General features: G+C 64.2%; 21 protein-coding genes. 16 read left to right on the top strand and 5 right to left on the bottom strand.

The features are described from left to right. Nucleotides 1–631: 631 nt before the first annotated feature. From tolQ to proC, 11 genes are all read left to right on the top strand, one after another. The gene (gene tolQ / locus EB812_RS11170; protein WP_118230563.1) at nucleotides 632–1327 is read left to right on the top strand and encodes a protein TolQ; all 696 of its coding nucleotides are present in this window, start codon (nucleotides 632–634) and stop codon (nucleotides 1325–1327) included. 1 nt (nucleotide 1328) lies between these two features. Then, complete coding sequence (locus EB812_RS11165) at nucleotides 1329–1790, top strand: ExbD/TolR family protein (protein ID WP_118230562.1); 462 nt, start codon at nucleotides 1329–1331, stop codon at nucleotides 1788–1790. A 5-nt stretch (nucleotides 1791–1795) separates the two neighbouring features. Further along, nucleotides 1796–2767 carry a cell envelope integrity protein TolA gene (gene tolA, locus EB812_RS11160; protein WP_130958304.1) on the top strand — a complete coding sequence of 324 codons (972 nt, stop codon included), beginning with the start codon at nucleotides 1796–1798 and terminating at the stop codon, nucleotides 2765–2767. A gap of 54 nt (nucleotides 2768–2821) precedes the next feature. Continuing rightward, on the top strand, nucleotides 2822–3844 hold the full coding sequence (locus EB812_RS11155; RefSeq protein ID WP_118230560.1) for a TonB C-terminal domain-containing protein: 1023 nt from the start codon (nucleotides 2822–2824) through the stop codon (nucleotides 3842–3844). Between the two features lie 111 nt (nucleotides 3845–3955). Further along, nucleotides 3956–5272 (top strand): PD40 domain-containing protein, encoded by a 1317-nt coding sequence (locus EB812_RS11150; protein WP_118230559.1) that lies wholly within the window; start codon nucleotides 3956–3958, stop codon nucleotides 5270–5272. Nucleotides 5273–5487: 215 nt separating this feature from the next. Further along, a complete protein-coding gene (gene pal, locus EB812_RS11145) occupies nucleotides 5488–5955 on the top strand; it encodes a peptidoglycan-associated lipoprotein Pal (protein ID WP_118230558.1) in 468 nt (155 codons plus the stop codon). 107 nt (nucleotides 5956–6062) lie between these two features. Beyond that, entirely contained in the window at nucleotides 6063–6857 is a 795-nt protein-coding gene (locus EB812_RS11140; RefSeq protein ID WP_118230567.1) for a flagellar biosynthetic protein FliR, read from the top strand. A gap of 115 nt (nucleotides 6858–6972) precedes the next feature. Next, nucleotides 6973–8286, top strand: a complete 1314-nt coding sequence (locus EB812_RS11135; RefSeq protein ID WP_130958303.1) for a S41 family peptidase — start codon at nucleotides 6973–6975, stop codon at nucleotides 8284–8286. A gap of 12 nt (nucleotides 8287–8298) precedes the next feature. Continuing rightward, the gene (locus EB812_RS11130) at nucleotides 8299–9684 is read left to right on the top strand and encodes a divergent polysaccharide deacetylase family protein (protein ID WP_242621283.1); all 1386 of its coding nucleotides are present in this window, start codon (nucleotides 8299–8301) and stop codon (nucleotides 9682–9684) included. A 2-nt stretch (nucleotides 9685–9686) separates the two neighbouring features. Next, nucleotides 9687–10106 (top strand): nucleoside-diphosphate kinase, encoded by a 420-nt coding sequence (gene ndk, locus EB812_RS11125; RefSeq protein WP_118230557.1) that lies wholly within the window; start codon nucleotides 9687–9689, stop codon nucleotides 10104–10106. Nucleotides 10107–10110: 4 nt separating this feature from the next. Beyond that, nucleotides 10111–10911 (top strand): pyrroline-5-carboxylate reductase, encoded by an 801-nt coding sequence (proC, locus tag EB812_RS11120; RefSeq protein WP_118230556.1) that lies wholly within the window; start codon nucleotides 10111–10113, stop codon nucleotides 10909–10911. Between the two features lie 433 nt (nucleotides 10912–11344). Here the strand turns inward: proC and EB812_RS11115 are convergent, their stop codons facing one another. The 5 genes from EB812_RS11115 to EB812_RS11095 all read right to left on the bottom strand — a co-directional run bounded on the left by EB812_RS11115 (nucleotide 11345) and on the right by EB812_RS11095 (nucleotide 15330). Beyond that, nucleotides 11345–11977 carry a tetratricopeptide repeat protein gene (locus EB812_RS11115; protein ID WP_118230555.1) on the bottom strand — a complete coding sequence of 211 codons (633 nt, stop codon included), beginning with the start codon at nucleotides 11975–11977 and terminating at the stop codon, nucleotides 11345–11347. Then, nucleotides 11974–12366: a hypothetical protein gene (locus EB812_RS11110; RefSeq protein WP_118230554.1), complete on the bottom strand. Its 393-nt coding sequence runs from the start codon at nucleotides 12364–12366 to the stop codon at nucleotides 11974–11976. The genes EB812_RS11115 and EB812_RS11110 overlap by 4 nt, the downstream gene beginning before the upstream one ends. Before the next feature lie 44 nt (nucleotides 12367–12410). Beyond that, the gene (locus EB812_RS11105) at nucleotides 12411–13082 is read right to left on the bottom strand and encodes a YkgJ family cysteine cluster protein (protein ID WP_118230553.1); all 672 of its coding nucleotides are present in this window, start codon (nucleotides 13080–13082) and stop codon (nucleotides 12411–12413) included. Nucleotides 13083–13367: 285 nt separating this feature from the next. Beyond that, nucleotides 13368–13556, bottom strand: coding sequence for a ferredoxin (locus EB812_RS11100; protein ID WP_092152487.1), 189 nt, complete (start codon nucleotides 13554–13556; stop codon nucleotides 13368–13370). A gap of 379 nt (nucleotides 13557–13935) precedes the next feature. Beyond that, nucleotides 13936–15330 (bottom strand): trypsin-like peptidase domain-containing protein, encoded by a 1395-nt coding sequence (locus tag EB812_RS11095; RefSeq protein ID WP_118230552.1) that lies wholly within the window; start codon nucleotides 15328–15330, stop codon nucleotides 13936–13938. Between the two features lie 219 nt (nucleotides 15331–15549). Between EB812_RS11095 and cobT the strand changes: the two genes are divergently transcribed. From cobT to EB812_RS11070, 5 genes are all read left to right on the top strand, one after another. After that, complete coding sequence (cobT, locus tag EB812_RS11090) at nucleotides 15550–16650, top strand: nicotinate-nucleotide--dimethylbenzimidazole phosphoribosyltransferase (protein ID WP_118230551.1); 1101 nt, start codon at nucleotides 15550–15552, stop codon at nucleotides 16648–16650. Beyond that, nucleotides 16647–17594: an ABC transporter ATP-binding protein gene (locus EB812_RS11085; RefSeq protein WP_118230550.1), complete on the top strand. Its 948-nt coding sequence runs from the start codon at nucleotides 16647–16649 to the stop codon at nucleotides 17592–17594. The genes cobT and EB812_RS11085 overlap by 4 nt, the downstream gene beginning before the upstream one ends. A gap of 130 nt (nucleotides 17595–17724) precedes the next feature. Continuing rightward, nucleotides 17725–18924 carry a sensor domain-containing diguanylate cyclase gene (locus tag EB812_RS11080; RefSeq protein ID WP_118230549.1) on the top strand — a complete coding sequence of 400 codons (1200 nt, stop codon included), beginning with the start codon at nucleotides 17725–17727 and terminating at the stop codon, nucleotides 18922–18924. Nucleotides 18925–19109: 185 nt separating this feature from the next. Next, nucleotides 19110–19943, top strand: a complete 834-nt coding sequence (locus EB812_RS11075; RefSeq protein ID WP_118230548.1) for a TatD family hydrolase — start codon at nucleotides 19110–19112, stop codon at nucleotides 19941–19943. A gap of 422 nt (nucleotides 19944–20365) precedes the next feature. Beyond that, nucleotides 20366–20929 (top strand): tetratricopeptide repeat protein, encoded by a 564-nt coding sequence (locus EB812_RS11070; protein WP_118230547.1) that lies wholly within the window; start codon nucleotides 20366–20368, stop codon nucleotides 20927–20929. Nucleotides 20930–21140: the final 211 nt, after the last annotated feature.

Genomic DNA, 21140 nt, shown 5'->3' with positions numbered 1-21140 from the left:
TCAATCTGAGCCAGAATCAAACTCTCCAGTTCAAATTCTGTACAAGATTCTCACCCTTGCGGGCGAAAATCGGAATCTCAAAGATTTCCTTCCCACTCRCTATTCACTTGTCAATGAACCACCGGGCCTTCCGGCCCCGCCGGACCTTTTCGGTCGGCGCGAGGAGTGTTTATGCTCCCCTTCGCTTCCGGAGTCAACCGTTTTTTTTCGCTTCCGGCAAAATTTCTTTTTGCCTTTGTTTCAAAAACCGTCCCTCGTCGCGAAACCGGAATGTAGCCGGGAGGCCCCCCTTTGTCAACACCCTGCGCCCAAAAAGTTTTACTTTTGTCGCAAAAGACCGCCTGAAGCGGCTTTCCCTGCCAGATCTTTTTTTCTACCCTCTCTTAGTTGTAAAGCGTGCTGCATGACCCCGCCGGTACTCTAAAATAAATCTTGAAAATTTACGGCCACCGGTGCATTCTGCGCGCAGAACCCGGCGGGCGGGCAGTCCCGCGCGCAGCGCCGTACCAAGCCTGTCCGCCCCAGAGCGGACAAGGCTCCAAAAAAACGCGGTGTCTGCTGCGTTTGGCCGCGCCCGGTCCACAGCCGGGCTGTGTCCGCCAACGCCGAGGGTCGTCATCAGGGAGGCCGCATGGAATTCAGTTTTTTTTCAATGATCGCGCAAGCCAGTCTTGTCGCCAAGGGCGTGCTGCTGCTGTTGCTCTGCATGTCCATCATGAGCTGGGGGCTGATGATCCAGAAGTACATCGCCCTCACCGCCGCCAACAAAAAGGCCCTGGCGGGCACCGGGCAGTTTGAGAAAGCCCCCAACCTGCGTGACGCCGTGCAGTCCTTGGGCGCGGATCCCACTTCCCCCCTCTACTATATAGCCCATCAGGGCGTGCAGGAATTCAACCGCTCCAAAGAGCTGGGCAACAGCAGCGATGTGGTGGTGGACAACGTGCGCCGCGCCCTGCGCCAGGGCGTGGGCTCCGAACTGGCGCGGCTGCAGCGTTCCCTTTCGCTGCTGGCCACCACGGCCAATACCGCGCCCTTCATCGGTCTGTTCGGCACGGTCTGGGGCATTATGAGCTCTTTCCACTCCATCGGCATGCTCAAATCCGCCTCTCTGGCCACCGTGGCCCCCGGCATTTCCGAGGCCCTGGTGGCCACAGCCATCGGCCTGGCCGTGGCCGTACCGGCCACCATTGGCTTTAACATCTTCATGGGCAAGCTCTCGCAGGTGGATACTCTGCTGGTCAACTTTGCCGGCGTGTTCCTTAACCGCGTGCAGCGCGAACTCAACGCCCATCGCCACGTACAGCGCATGGGCGCCACGGAGATGTAAGATGGGCGCGAACGTGGGCGGCGGCAACAAATTTGTTTCGGACATCAACGTCACTCCCTTTGTGGACGTGATGCTGGTGCTGCTCATCATCTTTATGGTGGCCACCCCCATGATGAGCCAGGGGCTGGACGTGGATCTGCCCCAGACCAAGCAGGTGGAGGTTCTGCCCACCGACGCGGACCACATGGTGCTTACCGTGCGCAATGACGGCAAAATCTATCTGGACGAATACGCCGTGGACAGCATGGAGGATCTGGAAGGCTACCTGCAGCGTCTGGTCAAGGAAAAGAACAAAACCCTCTTCCTCCAGGCGGACAAGGCCGTGCCCTACGGCACGGTGGTAGAGGTTATGGGGCACATCAAGGCTGTGGGCATTGAAAAACTGGGCGTCATCGCCGAAAAGCCCGACGAAGCAGCCTCCGCCGGCGGCAACCGCAATCAGGGCGGCCGCCGCTCCAGGTAACTCCCATGCGCATGGCCTCTTACGTCCTCTCCTTCTGCCTGCATCTGGCGATATTTCTGCTTGTCTGGTTCTGGCCCAGTCGGCCGCCGGTACGGCTGGACACGCCGCCGGTGATGATCAGCCTGGTGGAAGGCGCGCCCGGCGGCAACCGGACGCCCTCCCCCATCCTGGGGCATATGGGCCAGCCCGGCGACGGGCCCCTGGCCCCCACGCCGCCCGCGCCCAAGGCCGAAGTGGCTGCGCCCGAACGGGCGGAGATCAAGGAGCCCACGCCCCTGCCGCCCACGCCCAGGCAAGAGGCTGCACCCGTTAAAAAGCCGGCGCCCAAACCGGAACCCAAACACGAGCCCAAGCCGGAACCAAAACCCGCGCCCAAAGAGGACGCCAAGCCCATAGCCCAGAAAAAAAAGGACAAACCCAACGAAGAGCCCAAAAAAGAAGCGCCCAAGGATACAAAAAAGCCGGAGCCGACCAAACCGCAGCCCAGCAAAAAAGCGGACAAAAACGGCAAAAGTACGGCTGAGGATCCCGTGGCCGCAGCCCTGCAGCACGCCCGCAAAGCCACCTCGCGCGCCGATTCCGGCGACCGGGGCACTGCCGTGGAGCAGGCCCTGGCTCAGGCCCAGCGGCGGGCCGGCGGCAACCGCGGCGGCGGCGGGGGCGAAGGCTCCGGCCCCGGCGGCGGCGGTTTGGGCGACGTCTACATGGGCCAGGTTATGCTGGCCGTGCGCCCCAACTGGGGCTTTGCCTCGGCCGGACGCGTCAACCTGGTCTGCGTGGTCAACGTCAAGGTGGACCTGCAGGGCCGCGTGCAGCAGACCGCCGTAACGCGCGGTTCGGGCAACGCGCAGTTTGACGCTTCGGCCGTGAACGCCATTATCCGCACCAGCCAGAGCGGACAGTTCCCGCCGCCCCCTTCGGCGGAATACACCGACCTGGACCTGGTGTTCACCCTGGACGAGCTCATGGGGCGCTAGCCTCCGGCCGGCGCGCCCACGGCCCGCCAGGAAGTCCAGAGGAGGACGGACACCATGCCTTCCCCCATTTTTACACACCAGCGTTGCGCCGTAGTTGCGGCGTTCGCCTGCCTGTGGGCGGGCGTGCTGTCGCCCCTGTGCGCGCCCGGCCCGCTTCTGCCGCAGGCGCAGGCCGCTGCCGGCGCGGCTCTGGACCAGGGTGACGGCTACGGCGCAAAAATGCTGGAAAAAATCGTGGCCGTTTGGGCCCCGCCGCCCGCGCTTAAAGGGGACTTCATAGTCCGTTTGCGCGTGCGGGTGGACGCAAAGGGCGCGGTGACGGACTGCGTGCCGTTGCGTTCTTCCGGCATGGAAGCCCTGGATATTTCCGCCTGCGGGGCCGTGCGCCAGGGCGGCGGCTACGGCGTCCCGCCCTACGCCCAACCCCTGGAAGTGCAACTGGCCTTCTGGACCGGCACGCCCAAAGGCAAGCCGCGACTTACGGCCCCCAGCAGTGAAGAAGCCCTGCGCGCCGAAGTACGCGCCCGCACCAAGGCCGAGGCCGCCATAAGCGACGCCCGCGCGGCTGCGGCCGAAGACCGCGCCCGCGAAAAAGCCGAAGAGCTGGCCCGCCAGACGGCCGGGGCCGCAGTGGCGCAAACGCCCGCCGCCGCTGCGCAACAGCCTGCCCCGTCAGTGCTCCCGGCGGCCCCCTTTCCGGCGGCCGCCGGAAGGCCTGTTACCCCGGCAGCAGAGCCCCGGCAGCACGCCGTCCCTGCCGTGCAGGCGGACAAAACGGCGGGCAGCGCGCCGGACAAAGCGGCCTTGCAGCGCTATACGCGCGCTGTTTCCCGACGGCTGCGCGAACATATTGTCATCCCGGCGGAAACCGCACCCGGCGAATACCGCGTGCCGCTGCGCCTGGAAGTGGATTCGCAAAGCGGAGAAATCAAGGATTTTACAGTGTTGCGAGATACAGGCGACAAGCTCCTTGACAGATATATACGCCTCGGCATACGCCGTGCGGGCAGCGTACCGCCGCCACCGCAGGGCCAGGGCGGCAGGCTGGAATTCACCCTTGTGCTGCTCCGGCCCTGACTGGCTGACGTCGGCGGCCCCACAACGGCGCAGGCCTGCAGACCGCACGCCGTGGTCAAAATTTTCTACACAGATTTCAAGACCATTACGGTAAGGAAGGATGGGATAACCATGAAAAAAGTGCTGCTTCTCCTCACTCTGGGGCTCTGGCTGGCGCTGGAGGGCGGTGCGCAGGCCGCCATGCGCGTGGACATTTACGGCCCTGGCCAGAACATCGTCAATCTGGCCCTGGCCGCGCCCATCAAAGGCCCGCAGACCCAGGCCAGCGGCATGGGCACGGAACTGCAGAAAATTGTGGAACAGAACCTCAGTTTTCTGCCCTTTATGCGCCTCACGGACCCCAGGGCTGTGCTGGGCGGCGTGCTGCTGGCGGGCTACGAACCGCCCAGCCTGGATTTCAAACGCTTTCAGCTGGCTGGTTCCGACATTGTGGTGACCACCTTCTGGCCCGAGGGCGACAGTGGCACCCGCCCGGTGCAGATCCGCGCGTTTGAAACCAACACGGGCGGCCGCCTGTTCGGCAAGGAATACCCCAAGGTTTCTTCCCGCGATCTGCCCGAAGTGGCGGACCGTTTCTGCGCCGACCTGCTGGAAGCCCTTACGGGCAACGGCTCTTTTTTCCGCTCCACGCTGACCTTTGTGAAAAAGACGGGCAAACTCAGCGCCAACGTCTGGCTGGTCAAACCCACGGGCCGCGACCTGCGGCAGATCACCAACCTGGCCGGCGAATCCATGTCCCCGGCCTGGTCGCCCGACGGGCGCTTCATTGTCTTTACCCACATTGACCAGAAATCCCACGCTCTGGGCGTATGGGACCGCTCCACCGGCAAGGTGCAGCGCATCCGCTTTCCCGGCAACGTGGTCATCGGTCCGGCCTTTATGCCCGACAATAAGGTAGCCGTGGCCCTTTCCAACGGCAAGTACCCGGTCATCTTCCAGCTTAACCACGTCTTCCAGAAAGAAAGGGTGCTGGAACAGGGCAATTCCATCAATGTGTCCCCCACCTTTGATAAAACCGGCACCAAGATGGCCTTTACCTCCTCCCGGCTGGGCGGGCCGCAGATTTTCCTCAAGGATCTGAGCAGCGGCAGCACCACCCGCGTCAGCATGAACGGCACCTACAATACTGAAGCCAACCTCTCCCCCGACGGCACCCTAGTGGTCTACAGCCGCATGACAGACTTCGGCCACCGCATTTTTGTGCAGGACATGCTCACGGGCATGGAGCGGCAGATCACCTTCGGCCCCGGCAGCGACGAGCAGCCCTCCTTCTGTGCGGACAGCTACTTCATCGCTTTTGCCTCCACCAGGGGCGGCGGGCGCGGCATTTACCTCACCACCAGGCACGGCGGCGATGCCAAGCGCGTGCCCACGGGCGGCGGGCCCGCCTCCTTCCCGCGCTGGGGCATGCCCGGCGCCGCGAAATAGCCTTGTCAGATCCCCGGCCGCAAAGCCTTGCCCCGCGCAGATTTTGACGGCCGGGTAAAAAATATTTTACAAAGTGCCCCGAAAGGGGCCTCACGCTTCTTGACAAAACTCTCACTGCAGATACCATCTTATATGCGAGGGCAAAACGGCCTCGTGTGTGAAGAAAGGAAAGGTATCATATTTTTTTTGGAGAATGAGCTGTTCAGGAGGACACAATGAAACGCTACGCTCTTATTCTCGCTCTGGTCATGGCCCTTGCCGCCGGTTTCGGCTGCGCAAAAAAAACCACCAGCGAACCCGGCTACGATGACGGCATGACCCCTGAAATGCGCGCCGCCATCCAGCAGATCACCGACGCCCGCGTCTACTTTGCCTTTGATAAATTCGACATCAAGGCCGAATACAAAGACATGCTCAAGACCAAGGCCGATCTGCTCAAGAAGTACGCCTCCATCCGCGTGCGCATCGAAGGCAACTGCGACGAACGCGGCACCCAGGAGTACAACCTCGCCCTCGGCGAACGCCGCGCCCGCGCCGCCTATGAGTACATGGTCATGCTGGGCGTGAACCCCAGCCAGCTTGAGATGATCAGCTACGGCAAGGAAAATCCGGCCGTCCAGGGCAACAACGAAGCCGCGTGGTCCAAGAACCGCCGCGACGACTTCCGCGTCATCGCCCACTAGGCTAGGTCTGCTCCGGCAGTACGGCCGCCCTCCTTCAGGAGGGCGGCTTTTTTTTACGCCCTTTGCCCTTCCTCCAGTTTTGGCAGCTTTTTTGCAAACCTCCAGGCATGGACGTCTTCAGCTACAACCCGGCAGACATGTTTAGCCTGCTGCTTACCATCATGCGCGTGAGCATTGTGGTCTTCATGCTGCCCATCTTTTCCACCAACAACATCCCCATACAGGTCAAGGCAGCCATAACCATTGTTCTTTCTTTGGGAATATGGCCCAACCTGGCGGTGCAGGCGCCCATGCCGCAGCACCCTTTCGATGTGGCCCTCATGCTTCTGGGCGAGCTGGTGTTGGGCCTGGTCCTGGGCATGGCCGTCAATTTTCTGTTCATGGGCATCCAGGCCGGCGGCGAATTGCTGGGCTTTCAGATGGGCTTCACCATGATCAACTTCGCCGACCCCCTCACCGGCAACCAGACGGGCATCACGGCCTTTTTTCTCTGGATGGTCACGGCCCTGACCTTCCTGGCCCTCAACGGCCATCTTTACATGCTGCGGGGCTTTGCGGCCTCGTTCAGTCTGGTGCCCCCTGGGGGGCTGCTGCTCGGTTCCGTGGTGCTGCATCAGATTCTCCACCTGGCGGGGCAGATGTTCGTGCTGGCCCTGCAGATCGCCGCTCCGGTCATGGTCGCTCTGTTCCTGGTGGAAGTGTCTTTGGGGCTGGTTTCACGCACCTCGCCGCAAATCCACATCATGGAATTCGGCTTCCCCATCAAGATTGGGGTGGGATTTTTCTTTACCGGACTTTTGCTGGTGGTGCTTTCCGAGCATGTGGCCGTGTTTGTGAGCGGGCTGGACGCCCTGTTCAGCAACCTGCTGCGGGCCATGAGCCCCTTAAGCGCCGCCGGATGATGCGCCCGCGCCGTTGCAATTTAGGCTGAAAAGGGTCAGTATCCGCCGATGTACGCCCGCAACGGCGCAAGCGGGGCGCGGCGTCAAATTCCCATCGTGTGGGGTGAGCATGGTCATGCGCGTTTTTTCCCGTTTTTGCCTTGTGTTGTGCCTTGGACTGACCGTTCTGCACGGCCCCGCCTTGGGCGCCGAAAAAAAAGATCCGCCCAAGGAGGCCCCCAACAAATACGAGGCCCTCAAACGCTTCAGCCAGGTACTTGACCTGGTGGAGCGCTACTATGTGCGCGACGTCACGCAAACGGACCTCATTAACGGCGCCGTCAAGGGCATGCTGCAGGGGCTCGACCCCCACTCCACCTTCCTCACTGCAGAAGAATATAAAGAAATGCAGGAGACCACCTCCGGCGAATTTTTCGGCGTGGGCATTGAAATTTCCATGGAAAACGGCCAGGTCACCGTGGTCACGCCCATTGAGGATACCCCCGCCTTTCGCGCCGGGCTGCAGTCCGGCGATGTGATCCTGTCCATCAACGGTCAGGCCACCCAGGAGCTTTCCTTGCAGGAAGTGGTCTCCCGCATTCGCGGGCCCAAAGGCTCGGAAGTGGAGCTCACCGTCCTGCACAGCGATGCCAAGGCCCCGCAGACCGTCCATATCGTGCGCGACGCCATCCCCCTCATCAGCGTCAAATCCAAGAAACTGGACGAGGGTTACTACTGGGTGCGCCTTACCCGCTTCTCCGAACGCACCACAGAAGAGCTCCACGACGCGCTCAAAGCGGCGGAAAAAGAAAGCAAGGCCCAGGGTGGCCTTAAAGGCATAGTGCTGGACCTGCGCAACAACCCCGGCGGTCTGCTGGACCAGGCCGTCAGCGTCAGCGACACCTTCCTCGAAGGCGGCACCATCGTTTCCATCAAAGGCCGCCGCGAAAATACCGAACGCGTCTATACGGCCAAAAAACAGAACGATGATGTGCGCGTGCCCCTGGTGGTACTGATCAACGCGGGCTCCGCCTCGGCCTCGGAAATTGTGGCCGGCGCCCTGCGCGATCAGAAACGTGCGCTCATTGCCGGTGAGCGCTCCTTCGGCAAGGGCTCGGTGCAAAACATCATTCCGCTGACCGACGGCTCCGGCCTCAAGCTGACCGTGGCCCTCTACTACACGCCCAACGGCAGTTCCATCCAGGCCGAAGGCATTGTGCCGGACCTGGAAATCCCCTTTGAGCCGCCCCGCGCCGAAGACAAGGACGGCCGCTTCCTCCTGCGCGAACAGGATCTTAACCGGCACCTGGAAAACGGCAAAGCCAAAAAGCCCGCCAAGGCCAAAGACAGCAAGGGCGACGTGCAGGAACAACTGGCCCGCGATAACCAGCTGCGCATGGGCCTGCAACTGGTCAAAGGGTTGCCCAAAATGCGCGAACTCCGCAACTAGGACCGGCGGGCCATGCGGCCGCAGGCTTCCCCCACCACTTCCGGCGACGCCCTGCCCCACCAAGGGGCAGGGCGTCGCAACGCGCCTGAGCGCCCCCACCCGCGCAACCCCGCCGGGATGTCGCCCCCAGGGCTGCCCGCTTCCACCCGCCTTTTTCTCGGTGGTCTGGCCTGGTTGGCAGGCTGCTTCCTTTTGGTCTGGCTGCTCACCCCGCAGCAGTTCCCGGCGCCCAAGGCCGAGCTCCCCCATCTGCCGACCGGGCTCCCTGCACCGGAAGAACCAGCCAGCGTGGCAATATTGCAGCATCTGGACGCCCTGGTGGAGCAAATCCTGCCCCAGGCCCTGCCGAGGGCGCGCTGGCAGCGCAGCCTGACGCCCCCACTGGGCGCGGTTGACACCCCTGCCCTGCCTGCGAACGCGGCCCCCCGCCGCTATACCGTCACCGGGCCCTGCGCGCCCCTCCGCCTGGCCCTGGCCCTGCTGGCCGCCTTGCACCACGGGCCGGAAGGGGCTTTCGCCGCCCGTCCGACCCCCGCACAAAGCCATCCCGCCACTTTCCAGACCGATGTGCTCTGGACCGCCGCCGGCGTACTGGAAATCCGCGTCAACGGCCGCCTAAGCCACAGTTTTCACTTTCCGGGGCGTGAAAATATCCTTATGGACCTGGCCCACCCCCCCACCTTGCCGGCCCTGGCCGTCGTCATGGACGACATGGGCCAGCGCCTGGAAGCGGCCGAAGCCTTGACGGCCCTGCCCTTTCCCGTGACCCTGGCCATCTGGCCCCACGCGCCTTTGGCCGCAGAAACCGCGCGCCTGGCCGAAGAACGCCGCCTGGACAGCCTCATCCACCTGCCCATGGAGGCCCTGCCCAGACCGGACGGCCGACGGCCGAACCCCGGCCCCGGCGCACTGCTGACCCACATGGACGCCCGCCACCTGGCCCTGACCCTGGAAGAAGACCTCCAGGCCCTGCCCACGGCTATCGGCCTGAACAACCATATGGGCTCGGCCTTCACCGGCGACGTGGACGCCTGCCGCCGCCTCTGCGCCCTGCTGGCGGGCCGGGGCTATCTGGTGCTGGACAGCGTTACCCGCCCCCACGCGCTGCTGGCTGCCGCCGCACGGCAGACAGGCCTGGTCAGCGCCGAGCGCGACATTTTCCTGGACTCGCACCGCGACCCGCAGGCCGTGCTGCAGGCCCTGGACGCAGCAGCCCACACAGCGCGCCGCCGGGGCTGGGCCGTGGCCATCGGCCACCCCTACGGCGTTACCCTGGCCGCCCTGCGCGCCTGGTCAGACAGCGGAGGCGTAGCCCTGGTGCCCCTGCGGCGGCTTGTCTGGTTCTGGGCGCGGCAACAGTACGCGGCCCCCTTCATCCACCCAACCAACAAGGAGTGAGCATGCAACAGACCACCTTTGCCATCATCAAACCCGATGCCGTGGCCCGTAACCTCTGCGGCGAAATTCTGGCCGCTATGGAATCCGCCGGTCTGCGCATTGTGGGCCTCAAACGGCTGCGCCTTTCCAAACTCCAGGCCGCGGGCTTCTATGCCGTGCACCGGGAACGCCCTTTTTTTGAAAGCCTGACCGACTATATGTCTTCGGGCCCCGTGGTCTGTGTGGCCCTGCGCGGTGAAAACGCCATTGCCGCCTGGCGCGGCCTCATGGGCGCTACTGACCCGGCCAAGGCCGAACCCGGCACCCTGCGCCGCAAGTACGGCCAAAGCCTGGAGGCCAACGCCGTACACGGCTCAGACGCGCCCGAAACCGCAGCCTTTGAACTGGGGTACTTCTTTAACGGACTGGAAATAGTGGAGTAAAATCATGAACATCAGCGTGGGGTGTGTGGGCTGCGGCAATATGGGCGGGGCCATTCTGGCGGGACTGGCCCGACACGAAGGCTACGACCTCTGCGGCTACAACCGCACCCGGGAAAAACTGCGCCCCCTGGAAACCCTGGGCGTGCGCGCCCTGCCGGACGCCCACGCCGTGGCCGCTGCAGCCGACGTCGTTGTACTGGCCGTCAAGCCCTATCAGACGGCCGCCGTGCTGGAAGAACTGCGCCCGGCCCTCAACCCGCACAAGGTGCTGGTTTCCGTGGCGGCGGGCGTGAACATGGGCAGGCTGACCGCCGCCGTGGAAGGTCGCTGCCCCGTGGTGCGCTGCATGCCCAACACCCCGGCGCTGGTGGGCAAGGGCGTCTTTGCCTTCTGCTTTGACGACCCGGCCCTCAGCCCCGACACTCGCGACCTCCTGCTCCAGGTCTTCGGTTGCCTGGGCCTCTGTATCCCCCTGCCCGAAGCCCGGTTCACGGCCTTTTCCGCCTTGGTGGGCGCGGGCCCGGCTTACGTCTTTGCCATGATGCAGGGCTTGGTCCAGGCAGGCGTCACCCTGGGCCTCCAACACGCCGAAGCCCGCCGCATGGTCGTTGCCCTCTTTGCCGGTTCCGCCCTCATGGCTGAAAAAAGCTCCAAACACCTCATGCAGCTCCGCGATGACGTCTGCTCCCCCGCAGGCCTGACCATCGCCGGCGTCAACGCCCTGGACCAGGCCGGCCTCGCCGGCCTTCTGGTAGATGCCGTTCTCGCCGCCGACCAGCGCGGCCGCGAAATGGAGAAAGAATAAAAAAAGGGGAGGAGCTTTTTTGCGGGGGAGGGCTCTTTTAAAAAGGGGCGCCTCCCCCGCGCCCTCAGCCCCTAGAGCATTTAACACTTGAAATGCTCGCTTACGGCAGGCAAAAGCCTGCCTTCTCGCATTTCGTGGCAAGGATTTTCAAGAAAATCCTTGCAGAGCAGTTAGCTCATTTCATTCGCTAACTGCTCTAAAGTTTTTACTTTCTCAGTCTACGCCACAGCCCCTCCTTTTGAGAATATATCTTCTCAAAAATACGGCACGCTCGTTCCTGCAAAAAGGGCGCAACCGGAGTATCCCGGTTGCGCCCTTGCTCTTCCGCTCAGGGTACGCCCTGTGCGGTATGCTAAAAAATAAAATTTTTTGAAGGGTGCGGGGTGCGGGGGACTTTTGCTCACAAAGGTTCCCGCACCCCGCAAAAATCTTCCTACACTTCCTGCCCGGCGGTACGCAGCTCTTCTTTGAAGCCCTGGGGCACGTCGAAGCCCAGCTCGACGGCCTTGCGGGCGGCTTCGGCCGCGCCAACGGCGTCACCCAGGTCAAAGAGGGCCAGGGCCAGGTTATTCCAGGCCGGGGCAAAGCCGGGGTGGGTTTCAATAATTTTGCGGCACTGCTCTTCGGCGGCCTTGAATTCGCCCTGCATGTAATAGGCAGTAGCCAAGGCGTTTTGGGCCTGAACAAAGTCGGGATCCCACTTGAGGGCCTTTTTAAGGGCGGTGACGGCCTTGCCCGGTTCGCCGCGCTGCAGGTGGACGAAGGCGATATTGCTCCAGGGCACGGGGAATTTGGCGCGGCAGTTGGCGGCCTCTTCATTGTAGCGCAGGCAGCCGTCCAGGTCGCCGCGTTCCAGGCAGATGCCGCCCAGCTGCACATAGGCTTCGGCCAGATGCGGCGAATTGCGCACGGCATTGAGGAAAGATTCCTCGGCGGCCACAAAGTCGCGCTTGGTCAGCAGGGCCAGGCCCAGATTGTAGTAGTGGGTAGCGCACTGCTCATTTTGGGCGATTTCCGCCTTGAGGTCCGCAATATATTCGTCCAGGTCGTCGTAACGCGCTTTCATAGCCGGTGCCCCTCTTTTTTCAAAAGCTCGTTGTACCACAGGCAGAATTCAAAGATGCCCAGGTATTTTTCGTCTTTGTTGATGACGCCCAGGGCACATTCCGTAGCACCTTTGGCGTAGTCCTTGCCCACGGTCCCCTTGCTGGAAGCGTAGTGCAAAAATTCGTTGACCAGTTGCTGGGTGGTGCGCCGAGTTGCGTCCGTGCGCAGGTCCAGCGGGTCGTTAGGCTTCTGGAACGGATCCCAGTTGTCATAGCCGATGCGGTCCACAAACTTGCGCCGGCGCGGCTGCATTTTTTCGTAGATTTCGCGCTTGAGCCCTTCCTCTTCGGGCGTGAGCCGTTGCGGTGTGCCGTCACGAAAAACCGTTGCGGGAATATTGCCGAACATGCCGACTCCTTGAGGTCTGGCCCGCGCCGGCGCGGACCGCGCGCTCACTCCTGTTCCGGCCGGGCCGGGCCGATGCCCAGGTAGGCTTCGTCGTAGCGGGTGAGCAGGGCCATGGACAGGGGCACATAGACTTCGTGCAGCTCGGTAAACCGGGTCTGCACGGTCTGGGCCAGTTCCAGGCTCAGGTCTTCCAGCCGGTTCTGGATTTTGTCCAGATGTATGGTAGGATAGGCCTTACCGGCGGCAAAGGCCGAAAAGCCGCACACATGCCCCTGACCGGCGATGGCCGTAGGCACGCCGTAAACCCTGCAGGTAATGGGCCGCGCCGCGTAAAGCAGGCAACGGTCGTCCTGCCCCAGCAAAGGGCAGCGCAGTTTGATCTGGGCGGCGCGCTCCATAATGACGCCGGGGTCTTCACCGTCCTTTTCGGCCCGGTAGAGGTCGCGCTTGAGACGCGTGGCCTGTCGGTCCAGGTCGGCGGCGCGTTGCAGCACGGCCGAACGCTCCGGCCCGTAGGGGAAGTGCTCCGCAAAGGCCTGGTTGATGTACATGGCCTCCACCAGAGAAAGGTCAAACAGGGCGTGACAGCAATCGCTGCAGCCCTCCTTGCAGGCGACGCATTGGGGGTACTGGTCGCGCACCCGCGCAAAGAGGCTGTCGGCCTCGTGGCGCAGGGCCTCGTAGCGGGCAAAAATGGCGCTCAGGTCGGGGATCATGGCGTTCCTGTAGCAAAAGTAGGGAAATGCCGCCAGACGCGCGCGCCGGGCGGCACTTCAACGAAATGGATGGCGGGGTTTGCGCCCCGTGCCGCAGACGGTCGCGCCCAAAGCGCGGCCGCCGCTTCCACCGTCAGGGGACTCAAAAGCGGGGCGTCTTCAAAAACAGGCGTTTTCAAAGGTGCGCCAAAAATCCACGCCCAAGGCCCATCACGCAGCCAGGCTGCGCCTTTGCGGCGGGCGTCCGCTTTCGCAGCCGCCAGAGCACTTCAGGGGTACAATGCTCTAGTTTTCCTCAACAGTGATGGCGCTGGCCTCGCACACTTCCACACAGGATTCACAGCCCAGGCACTCTTCGGCGTTCACGGGTTCGGACTTGCCGTCCTTAATCTCGTAAACTTCCACGGGGCACACGTCCACACACTCGCCACAGCCCACGCACTTTTCCGCATCAACATTCACATTATAGCCCATGATATCCTCCCAAGTTGGCAGTATTTCTGCCCATGTAGTACAGCGGCCAAAATCCGCTTGTGCATTGGATAGCTTTAGCCCCCCACCCTGTCAAGTGCCGCACCCGAACCGCCGTAAAACCGGCGTGGACCAAGGCCCTGCAGCCGGGGGGACCATCCCCCCGGCCAGTGGCAGGACTAAAACATTCTGAAATTTCAAATGATTTTCGCAAGGGGGAAATCACACTTTTTCACAAACCGACGCCACACAGGGGTCTGCTCCACCGCTGAAGCTGAGGCGGACAGCCTTCAGGCACCGGTCCGCTCCGGATAACAGCCAGGGCCGGTTGGCCTGCCGCTGCGGGCGGGGACGACAGCCCTGGCCGGGAGCTTTCCGTCAGCTAGGGCGTCAGGCGCGCGTAATAGCCCTTGCCGCCGCGCGCCACCTGCAAAAGTACCTGACCGGCCATGCGCTCCCGCCGGAAAGCCTGCAGCAGGTCATCCAGACTGCGCACGGCCGCGCCGCCCACGGCGGCAATCACGTCGCCCTGGCGCAAAAAGGCGGCCGGCCCGTCCCGCCGCACCCGACTCACCTGCACCTGCCGGCCGTTCTGGGCGGCCTCGAAGCCCCAGCGCCGTTCCATCAGGGCACGGGCCGCAGCGTCGCTGAAAGGCGCCGGCGTCAGCGAACGTTGCAGGACAGCGCCCTCGCGCCGCAACTGCAGACGCAAAGGCGTACCCGCCGTCTGGTTGCGCAGAATATCCGCATAGTCGCGGCGGTCGCGCACGGGGGAGCCGTTGATGCTTTCCAGGATGTCGCCGGCCGCCAGACCCGCCCCTGCCGCCGGCGTACCGGCGAACACGCGGGTAAGCAGCACGCCGCGGGCCTCGCGCAGGCCCAGGGCCATGGCCACGCGGCTGTCCACATCCTGCAGCTCCAGTCCCAGCCAGAGCGGGGCCACCCGGCCCCGGCCCAGCAAGTCCGTCATGACGCGCCGGGCCTTGTTGCTGGGGATGGCGAAGCCAATGCCCTCGGCCCTGGCGTCCACCGCCGTGTTAATGCCGATGAGCACCCCTTCCAGGTTGAGCAGAGGGCCGCCGCTGTTGCCGGGGTTGATGGCCGCGTCGGTCTGGATCAGATCCGTAAAGGCGCCGTTTTTGCTGCGGATGGTGCGCCCCAGGGCCGAAACCACGCCTGTGGTCACTGTATGGTTAAAGCCAAAGGGATTGCCGATGGCCACCACAGTTTCGCCGGGCAGAATATCGTCGGAATCGCCCAGCCGCACAGCGGGCAGGTCGCGCGCACCGGTCAGTTCCAATACAGCGATGTCGAAGTCGGAGTCCGCCCCCCGCACCCTGGCGGGAAATTCCCGCCCGTCCAGCAGGTGGACCATGATCTCGTCTCCGCCGGCGATAACATGGGCATTGGTCAGCACCAGCCCCTTGACGCCGTCCACAATGACCCCAGAGCCGAGGCTCACCCGCTTCTGCCGCCGGGGCGCGCCGCCAAAATCTTCAAAACCCGGCAGACCGGAAATGCCGAAGCCGAAAAACTGTTCCAGAGGCGAAAGGCGCTGACCTTCTACCACATGGGTGCTGGTGATGTTGACCACGGCCGGGGCCACGGCCTGCACCACCCGCACCACAGGCGTGAGCCGCGGGCTGCCGGGGGCCGGGGCCGCCGCTGCCGGCAAGGATGCCAGACAGCAGAAAAGCGCCGCCAGCAGCGGCAAAACCCGCCACCGCAGCGCGTGGGAAATAACAAAAAAAGCGGGAAAAACACGGGGTCGGATCATGTCGCTCTGTCCTTGACGGCATGGATTGGTGCCGCTTTGTACATAAGCACCCCGCGCGCCCGCGTAAAGGGCTGCGGGCGGAGCAATCTGCCGCCGTCCCGAAAAACGGCGGTCCACGTCGACGGTCTGCGGCAGTCAACGCGGCCATGCGTCCCGCCCGATGCCGCCGCTGCCGCATGCCTCTTGCGCCCCGCCCGGCGAGAGGCTACACAAAACTCCATGACTACCGCACTGCTCCAAACCATCGACCCCGGCCTGCCTCTGCCCGCAGACGCCCCCCTGTTGCTGGAAGCCCGCAGCCGCGAAGCGCAGGCCCGGCTGGATTCCCTCACCAAGCCCCAGGGCAGCCTGGGCCGACTGGAGGAACTGGCCCGTCGCCTCTATGCTCTGCGGGGCGAACGGCCCTTGCGCGTTGCCCCGGCGGTCATGCTCACCGTAGCCGGAGACCACGGCGTGGCGGCCCAGAAAGTTTCGCCTTTTCCGCAGGACGTGACCCGGCAGATGGTCCACAATTTTCTGCGTGGCGGGGCCGCGGTCAATGCCCTGTGCGCGGCCTCCGGCATGGACCTTTACGTGGTGGACGCGGGCTGCGCCGGCGGGCCCTTTGCCCCCCACCCCCTGCTGCTGGACCGCCGCCTGGGCGACGGCACTGCGGACATGAGCCGGGGGCCGGCCATGAGCCGGAAGACCTGCCTGGAGGGCCTGCGCCGGGGCGTGACCCTGGCCCGCGAACTGGCGGCCCGGGGCTACCGCTGCCTGGGTCTGGGCGAGATGGGTATAGCCAATTCCACGGCGGGCGCAGCCCTGACCTGCGCCCTGCTGCACCTGTCGCCGGAAGCCATGGCCGGGCCAGGCGCGGGGGCCGACCCCGCAATGGTGCACCACAAGGCGACCGTGCTGCACCAGGCCCTCACGGCCAATGCCGGGCTGCTGGACGAAGGCGACGCTGTAGACGCCTTGGCGGCCCTGGGCGGCTTTGAACTCACGCTTATGGCCGGACTGCTGTTGGGTGCGGCAGCGGAGCGCCTGCCCGTGCTGGTGGACGGCTTCATCTGCACGGCGGCCTGCGTGGCAGCCCTGCGCATAGCGCCGGAGGCCGCGCCGGCGGTTTTTCTTTCGCACGCTTCGGCAGAGCCGGGGCACGCCCGCATGACGGCAGCCCTGGCGGATCTGCTGCCCGCGCCCCTACTGCGGCTGGACATGCGCCTGGGCGAAGGCACAGGCGGAGCCGTGGCCTACAACCTGCTGCGTTGCGCCGCCGCCGTCTTCAACGACATGGCCACCTTTGACGAAGCCGGTGTGGCGGAGAAACTGCCGTGAGCCCTGCGGCAGTCAGCGCCCCCCTGCTGCGACTGGAGGGGGTGACCCGCCGGTTTGCCGTACGCCGGGGCTTGTGGGCCGCGCGGGGCAGCCTGCTGGCCGTCAATGACGTAAGTCTGGATTTGGCTCCGGGGGAAAGCCTGGGGCTGGTGGGCGAATCGGGCTGCGGCAAATCCACCTTGGGGCGGCTGGCCTGCGGCCTGTTGCCGCCCACCACAGGGCGCGTGCTGCTTGAGGGCCGTCCCTTGCCGCCGGCGGGCGCAGCCAGCTGGGCCGCCGGGCGCATCCAGATGGTTTTTCAGGATCCGTTTTCCTCCCTCAATCCCCGTTTGACCGTACTGGCTTCAGTGTCCGAGCCCCTGGCCGCCCAGGGCGTGCCCAGGGCGGAACGCCACGCCAGGGCTGCAGCCATGCTGGCTACGGTCGGGCTGGAAGGCGCGGGCGGCCGGTATCCGCACCAGTTTTCCGGCGGGCAGCGCCAGCGGGTGGCCGTGGCCCGCGCCCTGGTCACGGAGCCCTTGGCCGTGGTCTGCGATGAGCCCGTTTCCGCGCTGGACGCCTCAGTGCAGGCCCAGGTGCTCAATCTGCTCTGCGACGTGCGGGAGCGCTTCGGCCCAGCCTACCTGTTTATTTCGCACGACCTTGCCGTAGTGGATTTTCTGTGCACCCGTGTGGCCGTCATGTATCTGGGCCTGGTGGTGGAAGAGGCCCCCGCCCGCACCCTGCTGACAGACGCGGCCCACCCTTACAGCCGCGCTCTGGCGGCGGCCATGCCGGGCCGCAACGGCCGCCCGCTGGAAGGCGAACTGCCGAGTCCTCTGGCCCCGCCGTCGGGCTGCCCCTTCCACCCCCGCTGTCCTGAGGCGCGGCCCCTGTGCCGCGAAAGCCTCCCACAATGGAAAACCCTGGCCCCAGGCTGGCGCGTGCGCTGCCATCGGGCCTGAACCCGCGCCGCCGGGCAACGGGACGCCAGACGGCCGGGAGGCTACCGGCTTGCCCTTTTGCGTGTTGCGGCATAGCATAATCCGTCCGCCTTTAACAAAAAAGGCGTCGGACGACCTGTCTGGACCGCCTATGCAGCACACCGCCCCTTCTCCTTTTTCCAGCACGGAGCGCAAAATCCTGCTCGTAGTGCTGGTGGCCATTCTGGGCACGGGCCTGAGTACCTACGCCATCTTCCAACAGACGCTCAGCCGCGTTATGACCGCCACCCTGGTCAACCGTTCCGACGCCGTCTTCAGCCTGCTGGGCCAACGCATTCCGCCCGCCAGCCTTACCTGCATCCGCAGCCGTGAAGACGCACACGGCCCCCTCTACCGCAGCGTGCACAGAATGCTGGCCAACACCCGTCACCTTACGGCCGTGCGTTACCTGTACACGGCCAGCCGCAACGCCGCGGGCCAGGTCACCTATGTAGTAGACGGGCTCCCCCTCGACGCCGCAGACTTTCGCTATCCCGGCGACCTGCTGGAATCTGAGGTGCTCCCCATGGTGCGGCGCTGTCTGGACGGGCAGACGGTCTGCGAAGGGGCCGTGCTGCAGACCTCCTGGGGCAAAATCATCCCGGCCTGCGCGCCCATAGCTGATGACAGGGGCGTGGTGGGGGCCCTGGTCATAGAATACGACCTGGACGGCTTCGCCACCGACATCCGGCGGTCTTTTTCCTACAGTCTGGTGACCACGGGCGTCATTGCCCTGGGCATTGCGCTGCTCACGGGCTGGTTGCTGCGTCGACTGGCCGTGCCCCTCTATCGCCGACTGGCCTATACGGACCTGCTCACCGGCGTTTACAACCGCAATGCTTTTGAACTGGACCTGCGCCGCCTGCACAACACGGGTGCGGAAAAAAATCTTGTGCTTCTGAGCTGCGACCTCAATCTGCTCAAGACCATCAACGATCAGCGCGGCCACGCGGCGGGCGACGCCACCATCCGCACCCTGGCGGGATTGCTGGTGCGCCAGTTTCAGGATGCGGGGCAGACCTACCGCATCGGCGGCGACGAATTTGTGACTGTCCTGCACGGCGTATCGCCTGAAAGCATACTCCAGACCATTACGGCAATGGAGGCCAAAGCGCAGGGGACGGCCATCGCCGGCTTTCCACTGAGTTTCGCCTGGGGCGTGGCCGCCTTTGACCCAGAACAGGACGCCAACCTCCACGCCACCCTCACCCGCGCCGACGCCCGCATGTACGCCCGCAAACACGCCTGCAAGAAAGCCCCGCCCCAGAGCCCCGCGCGGCCTTGCTCTCCGGAAGACAAACCGGCGCAGTAGCGCAGTTTGCCGTTGGTTTCCCCTTGCAAAAGGCCTGCGCCCTTGTGGCGGGCCCCTGCGACACGCCGCCAAGACATTGCAGGGTAACGTCGTCTGAACGCAGCGACAAAACAGTCTGCCGCGCTGCAGGGACAAACTTGCCTTGCAGCCATGCTGTTGGTAAAAAAATCGGTTGCGAGGTAGCCATGTCCAAAAAATCCGTAACCCGAGTGGATCCCCTGACTCTGGCCCTGCCCCTGGGTGGCGTGGACAGCCACGCCCATCTGGACGGCGAAGAATTTGACCAGGACCGCGAAGCCGTGCTGACCCGCGCCAGGGCCGTGGGCCTGAGCCAGATAGGCAATATCTTTCAGGGGCCGGAAGCCTTTGCCGCGGGGCGCGGCCTGTTTGACGCCCACCCGGAAGTTTTTTTTGTACTGGGCGTCCACCCCTGCGAAGGCCAGCGCTGCACTCCGGCCTGCCTTGCGGCCATGGACGCGGCTTTTGCCGCCGAACCGCGCTTACGGGCCGTGGGCGAAATCGGCCTGGACTTTCACTGGCCGGACTGCCCGCGCGAAATCCAGCTGCAGGCCTTTGCCGACCAGCTGGACCTGGCCCGCGCCCGCAATCTGCCCGTGGTCATCCACTGCCGCGACGCCGAAGACGAAGCCCTGACCCTGCTGGAGGCGCGCGGTTTTGCCGGCTACCCCCTGCTCTGGCACTGCTTCGGCAAAGGGCCGGACCTGGCCCGCCGCCTGACGCACAACGGCTGGCACATTTCCGTGCCCGGCCCCATCACCTACAAGGCCAACGAGAATCTTCGCCAGGCCGTGCCCTTCATTCCCGCCGACCGCCTGCTGCTGGAAACGGACGCCCCCTACCTTGCTCCCCACCCCTGGCGCGGCCAACGCAACGAGCCTGCCTTTACGGTCTTCACGGCCCAGGCCCTGGCCGCAGCGCGCGACGAAGATCCCGCCCGGCTCTGGCGGCGCTGCGGCGACAACGCCCGCCGCTTCTTCGGCCTGACGACGCAGGCCTGACCCCACGCCGCGTCTGCAGATTCGGGACAGAACCGCGAACAGCGCCTCTTCCCCGCTTGCCGCACCTTTGGGCCTGGCGAAGATCTACGTACAGCCAGGCATTGACGCCGCTGGGCGACAGGGTCCCACTGTACTCGCCGCAAGCGGCGTGCGACCCACGGCGGGCAGTTTTGTCCGTCCCTGCGCCGCGCCCGACACAGGAGAAAAGACCGGCGGGCAAAACTTGCCGTCCGCGCCAGGTTTTTGGCGCGCTCGGCCGTCCTTTTCCTGCCGTCGCATGGGCTGCGCCCTTTCACACAGCATACAATACTTCTTTTTTACTATATTTTTTTATTCTGGCACGCAGTCTGCATCCTTCCGTGCACGCCATTGGCGCAGTGAGCGTTCTGAACACAACAGCCAGAGCTGGGGAGGAAACTACCATGAGCAACCAACTGGATTACGAAATCAACAAAGAACTGGGCGAGTGCTACCTGTTTATGGGCGATTTTGACAAGGCCGAAGAATATTACCGCAAAGCCGCCAGCAGCGGCGCGCAGAATGCCGCGCCCTATATGGGGCTGGCTACGGTGGCCGTGCAGCGCTCCGAGCTGGACAAGGCCCTGGTCCTCTACCAGAAGGCCGCCGCCGTGGAAGAAACCGACAAGGCCCTCTGCGGCATCGGCCTGGTACTGATGGAACAGGGCAAGCACGAGGCGGCCTATGACCACTTTGCCCGCGCCCTGCACAAATCGGCGGAAAATATCGTGGCCCTCAACTGCCTGGTGCGCGAGGCCTACCAGCTGGGCCGGGTGGAAGAAGTCCTGCCCTATCTGGAAGACACCCTGCAGACCGGCGCGGAGGCCGAGGCCGTGCGCGTGACTCTGGCCGGCTGCCTCATCTATCTGGGCCGCAGCGATGAAGCCCGTCAGCACCTGGAAAGCGTGCTGGGCGTCAACCCCGGCAACGCCAGCGCCAAGGAACTGTTCGACACCATGGCCGCCTGAACCAGAGCGCCGCAACATCCCCTCCCCACATGATTTTCCGGCCTCGACAGGCGTCGGGGCCGGGAAATCCTTTCTCCGGAAGGGGCCACGCTCTGCCCACATCCCTGAAGTTTCTTCAGGGATTTTTTTGCCGAACGGCCCGGCCGCCTTATTGACGCGCCCCGGCCCGCCAGCTATAGACCCCTCTGCGCCGCAACGCGGCTTCTGTCGC

The sequence above is a fragment of the Desulfovibrio legallii genome (genome assembly GCF_004309735.1).
GTDB classification, from domain to species: domain Bacteria; phylum Desulfobacterota; class Desulfovibrionia; order Desulfovibrionales; family Desulfovibrionaceae; genus Desulfovibrio; species Desulfovibrio legallii.
The sequence above is the reverse complement of the archived record's forward strand: the minus strand, read 5'-3'. Positions and strand labels throughout refer to the sequence as shown.

Excerpts from the sequence above, each read along its gene's own strand:
- EB812_RS11105 (WP_118230553.1), bottom strand. The coding sequence starts at position 13,082 with ATGATCCCCGACCTGAGCGCCATTTTTGCCCGCTACGAGGCCCTGCGC.
- EB812_RS11100 (WP_092152487.1), bottom strand. The coding sequence starts at position 13,556 with ATGGGCTATAATGTGAATGTTGATGCGGAAAAGTGCGTGGGCTGTGGC.
- tolQ (WP_118230563.1), top strand. The coding sequence starts at position 632 with ATGGAATTCAGTTTTTTTTCAATGATCGCGCAAGCCAGTCTTGTCGCC.
- EB812_RS11115 (WP_118230555.1), bottom strand. The coding sequence starts at position 11,977 with ATGAAAGCGCGTTACGACGACCTGGACGAATATATTGCGGACCTCAAG.
- EB812_RS11075 (WP_118230548.1), top strand. The coding sequence starts at position 19,110 with ATGTCCAAAAAATCCGTAACCCGAGTGGATCCCCTGACTCTGGCCCTG.
- EB812_RS11150 (WP_118230559.1), top strand. The coding sequence starts at position 3,956 with ATGAAAAAAGTGCTGCTTCTCCTCACTCTGGGGCTCTGGCTGGCGCTG.
- tolA (WP_130958304.1), top strand. The coding sequence starts at position 1,796 with ATGCGCATGGCCTCTTACGTCCTCTCCTTCTGCCTGCATCTGGCGATA.
- EB812_RS11110 (WP_118230554.1), bottom strand. The coding sequence starts at position 12,366 with ATGTTCGGCAATATTCCCGCAACGGTTTTTCGTGACGGCACACCGCAA.
- EB812_RS11070 (WP_118230547.1), top strand. The coding sequence starts at position 20,366 with ATGAGCAACCAACTGGATTACGAAATCAACAAAGAACTGGGCGAGTGC.
- EB812_RS11155 (WP_118230560.1), top strand. The coding sequence starts at position 2,822 with ATGCCTTCCCCCATTTTTACACACCAGCGTTGCGCCGTAGTTGCGGCG.
- EB812_RS11135 (WP_130958303.1), top strand. The coding sequence starts at position 6,973 with ATGCGCGTTTTTTCCCGTTTTTGCCTTGTGTTGTGCCTTGGACTGACC.
- proC (WP_118230556.1), top strand. The coding sequence starts at position 10,111 with ATGAACATCAGCGTGGGGTGTGTGGGCTGCGGCAATATGGGCGGGGCC.
- ndk (WP_118230557.1), top strand. The coding sequence starts at position 9,687 with ATGCAACAGACCACCTTTGCCATCATCAAACCCGATGCCGTGGCCCGT.
- EB812_RS11165 (WP_118230562.1), top strand. The coding sequence starts at position 1,329 with ATGGGCGCGAACGTGGGCGGCGGCAACAAATTTGTTTCGGACATCAAC.
- pal (WP_118230558.1), top strand. The coding sequence starts at position 5,488 with ATGAAACGCTACGCTCTTATTCTCGCTCTGGTCATGGCCCTTGCCGCC.
- EB812_RS11130 (WP_242621283.1), top strand. The coding sequence starts at position 8,299 with ATGCGGCCGCAGGCTTCCCCCACCACTTCCGGCGACGCCCTGCCCCAC.
- EB812_RS11140 (WP_118230567.1), top strand. The coding sequence starts at position 6,063 with ATGGACGTCTTCAGCTACAACCCGGCAGACATGTTTAGCCTGCTGCTT.
- cobT (WP_118230551.1), top strand. The coding sequence starts at position 15,550 with ATGACTACCGCACTGCTCCAAACCATCGACCCCGGCCTGCCTCTGCCC.
- EB812_RS11095 (WP_118230552.1), bottom strand. The coding sequence starts at position 15,330 with ATGATCCGACCCCGTGTTTTTCCCGCTTTTTTTGTTATTTCCCACGCG.
- EB812_RS11080 (WP_118230549.1), top strand. The coding sequence starts at position 17,725 with ATGCAGCACACCGCCCCTTCTCCTTTTTCCAGCACGGAGCGCAAAATC.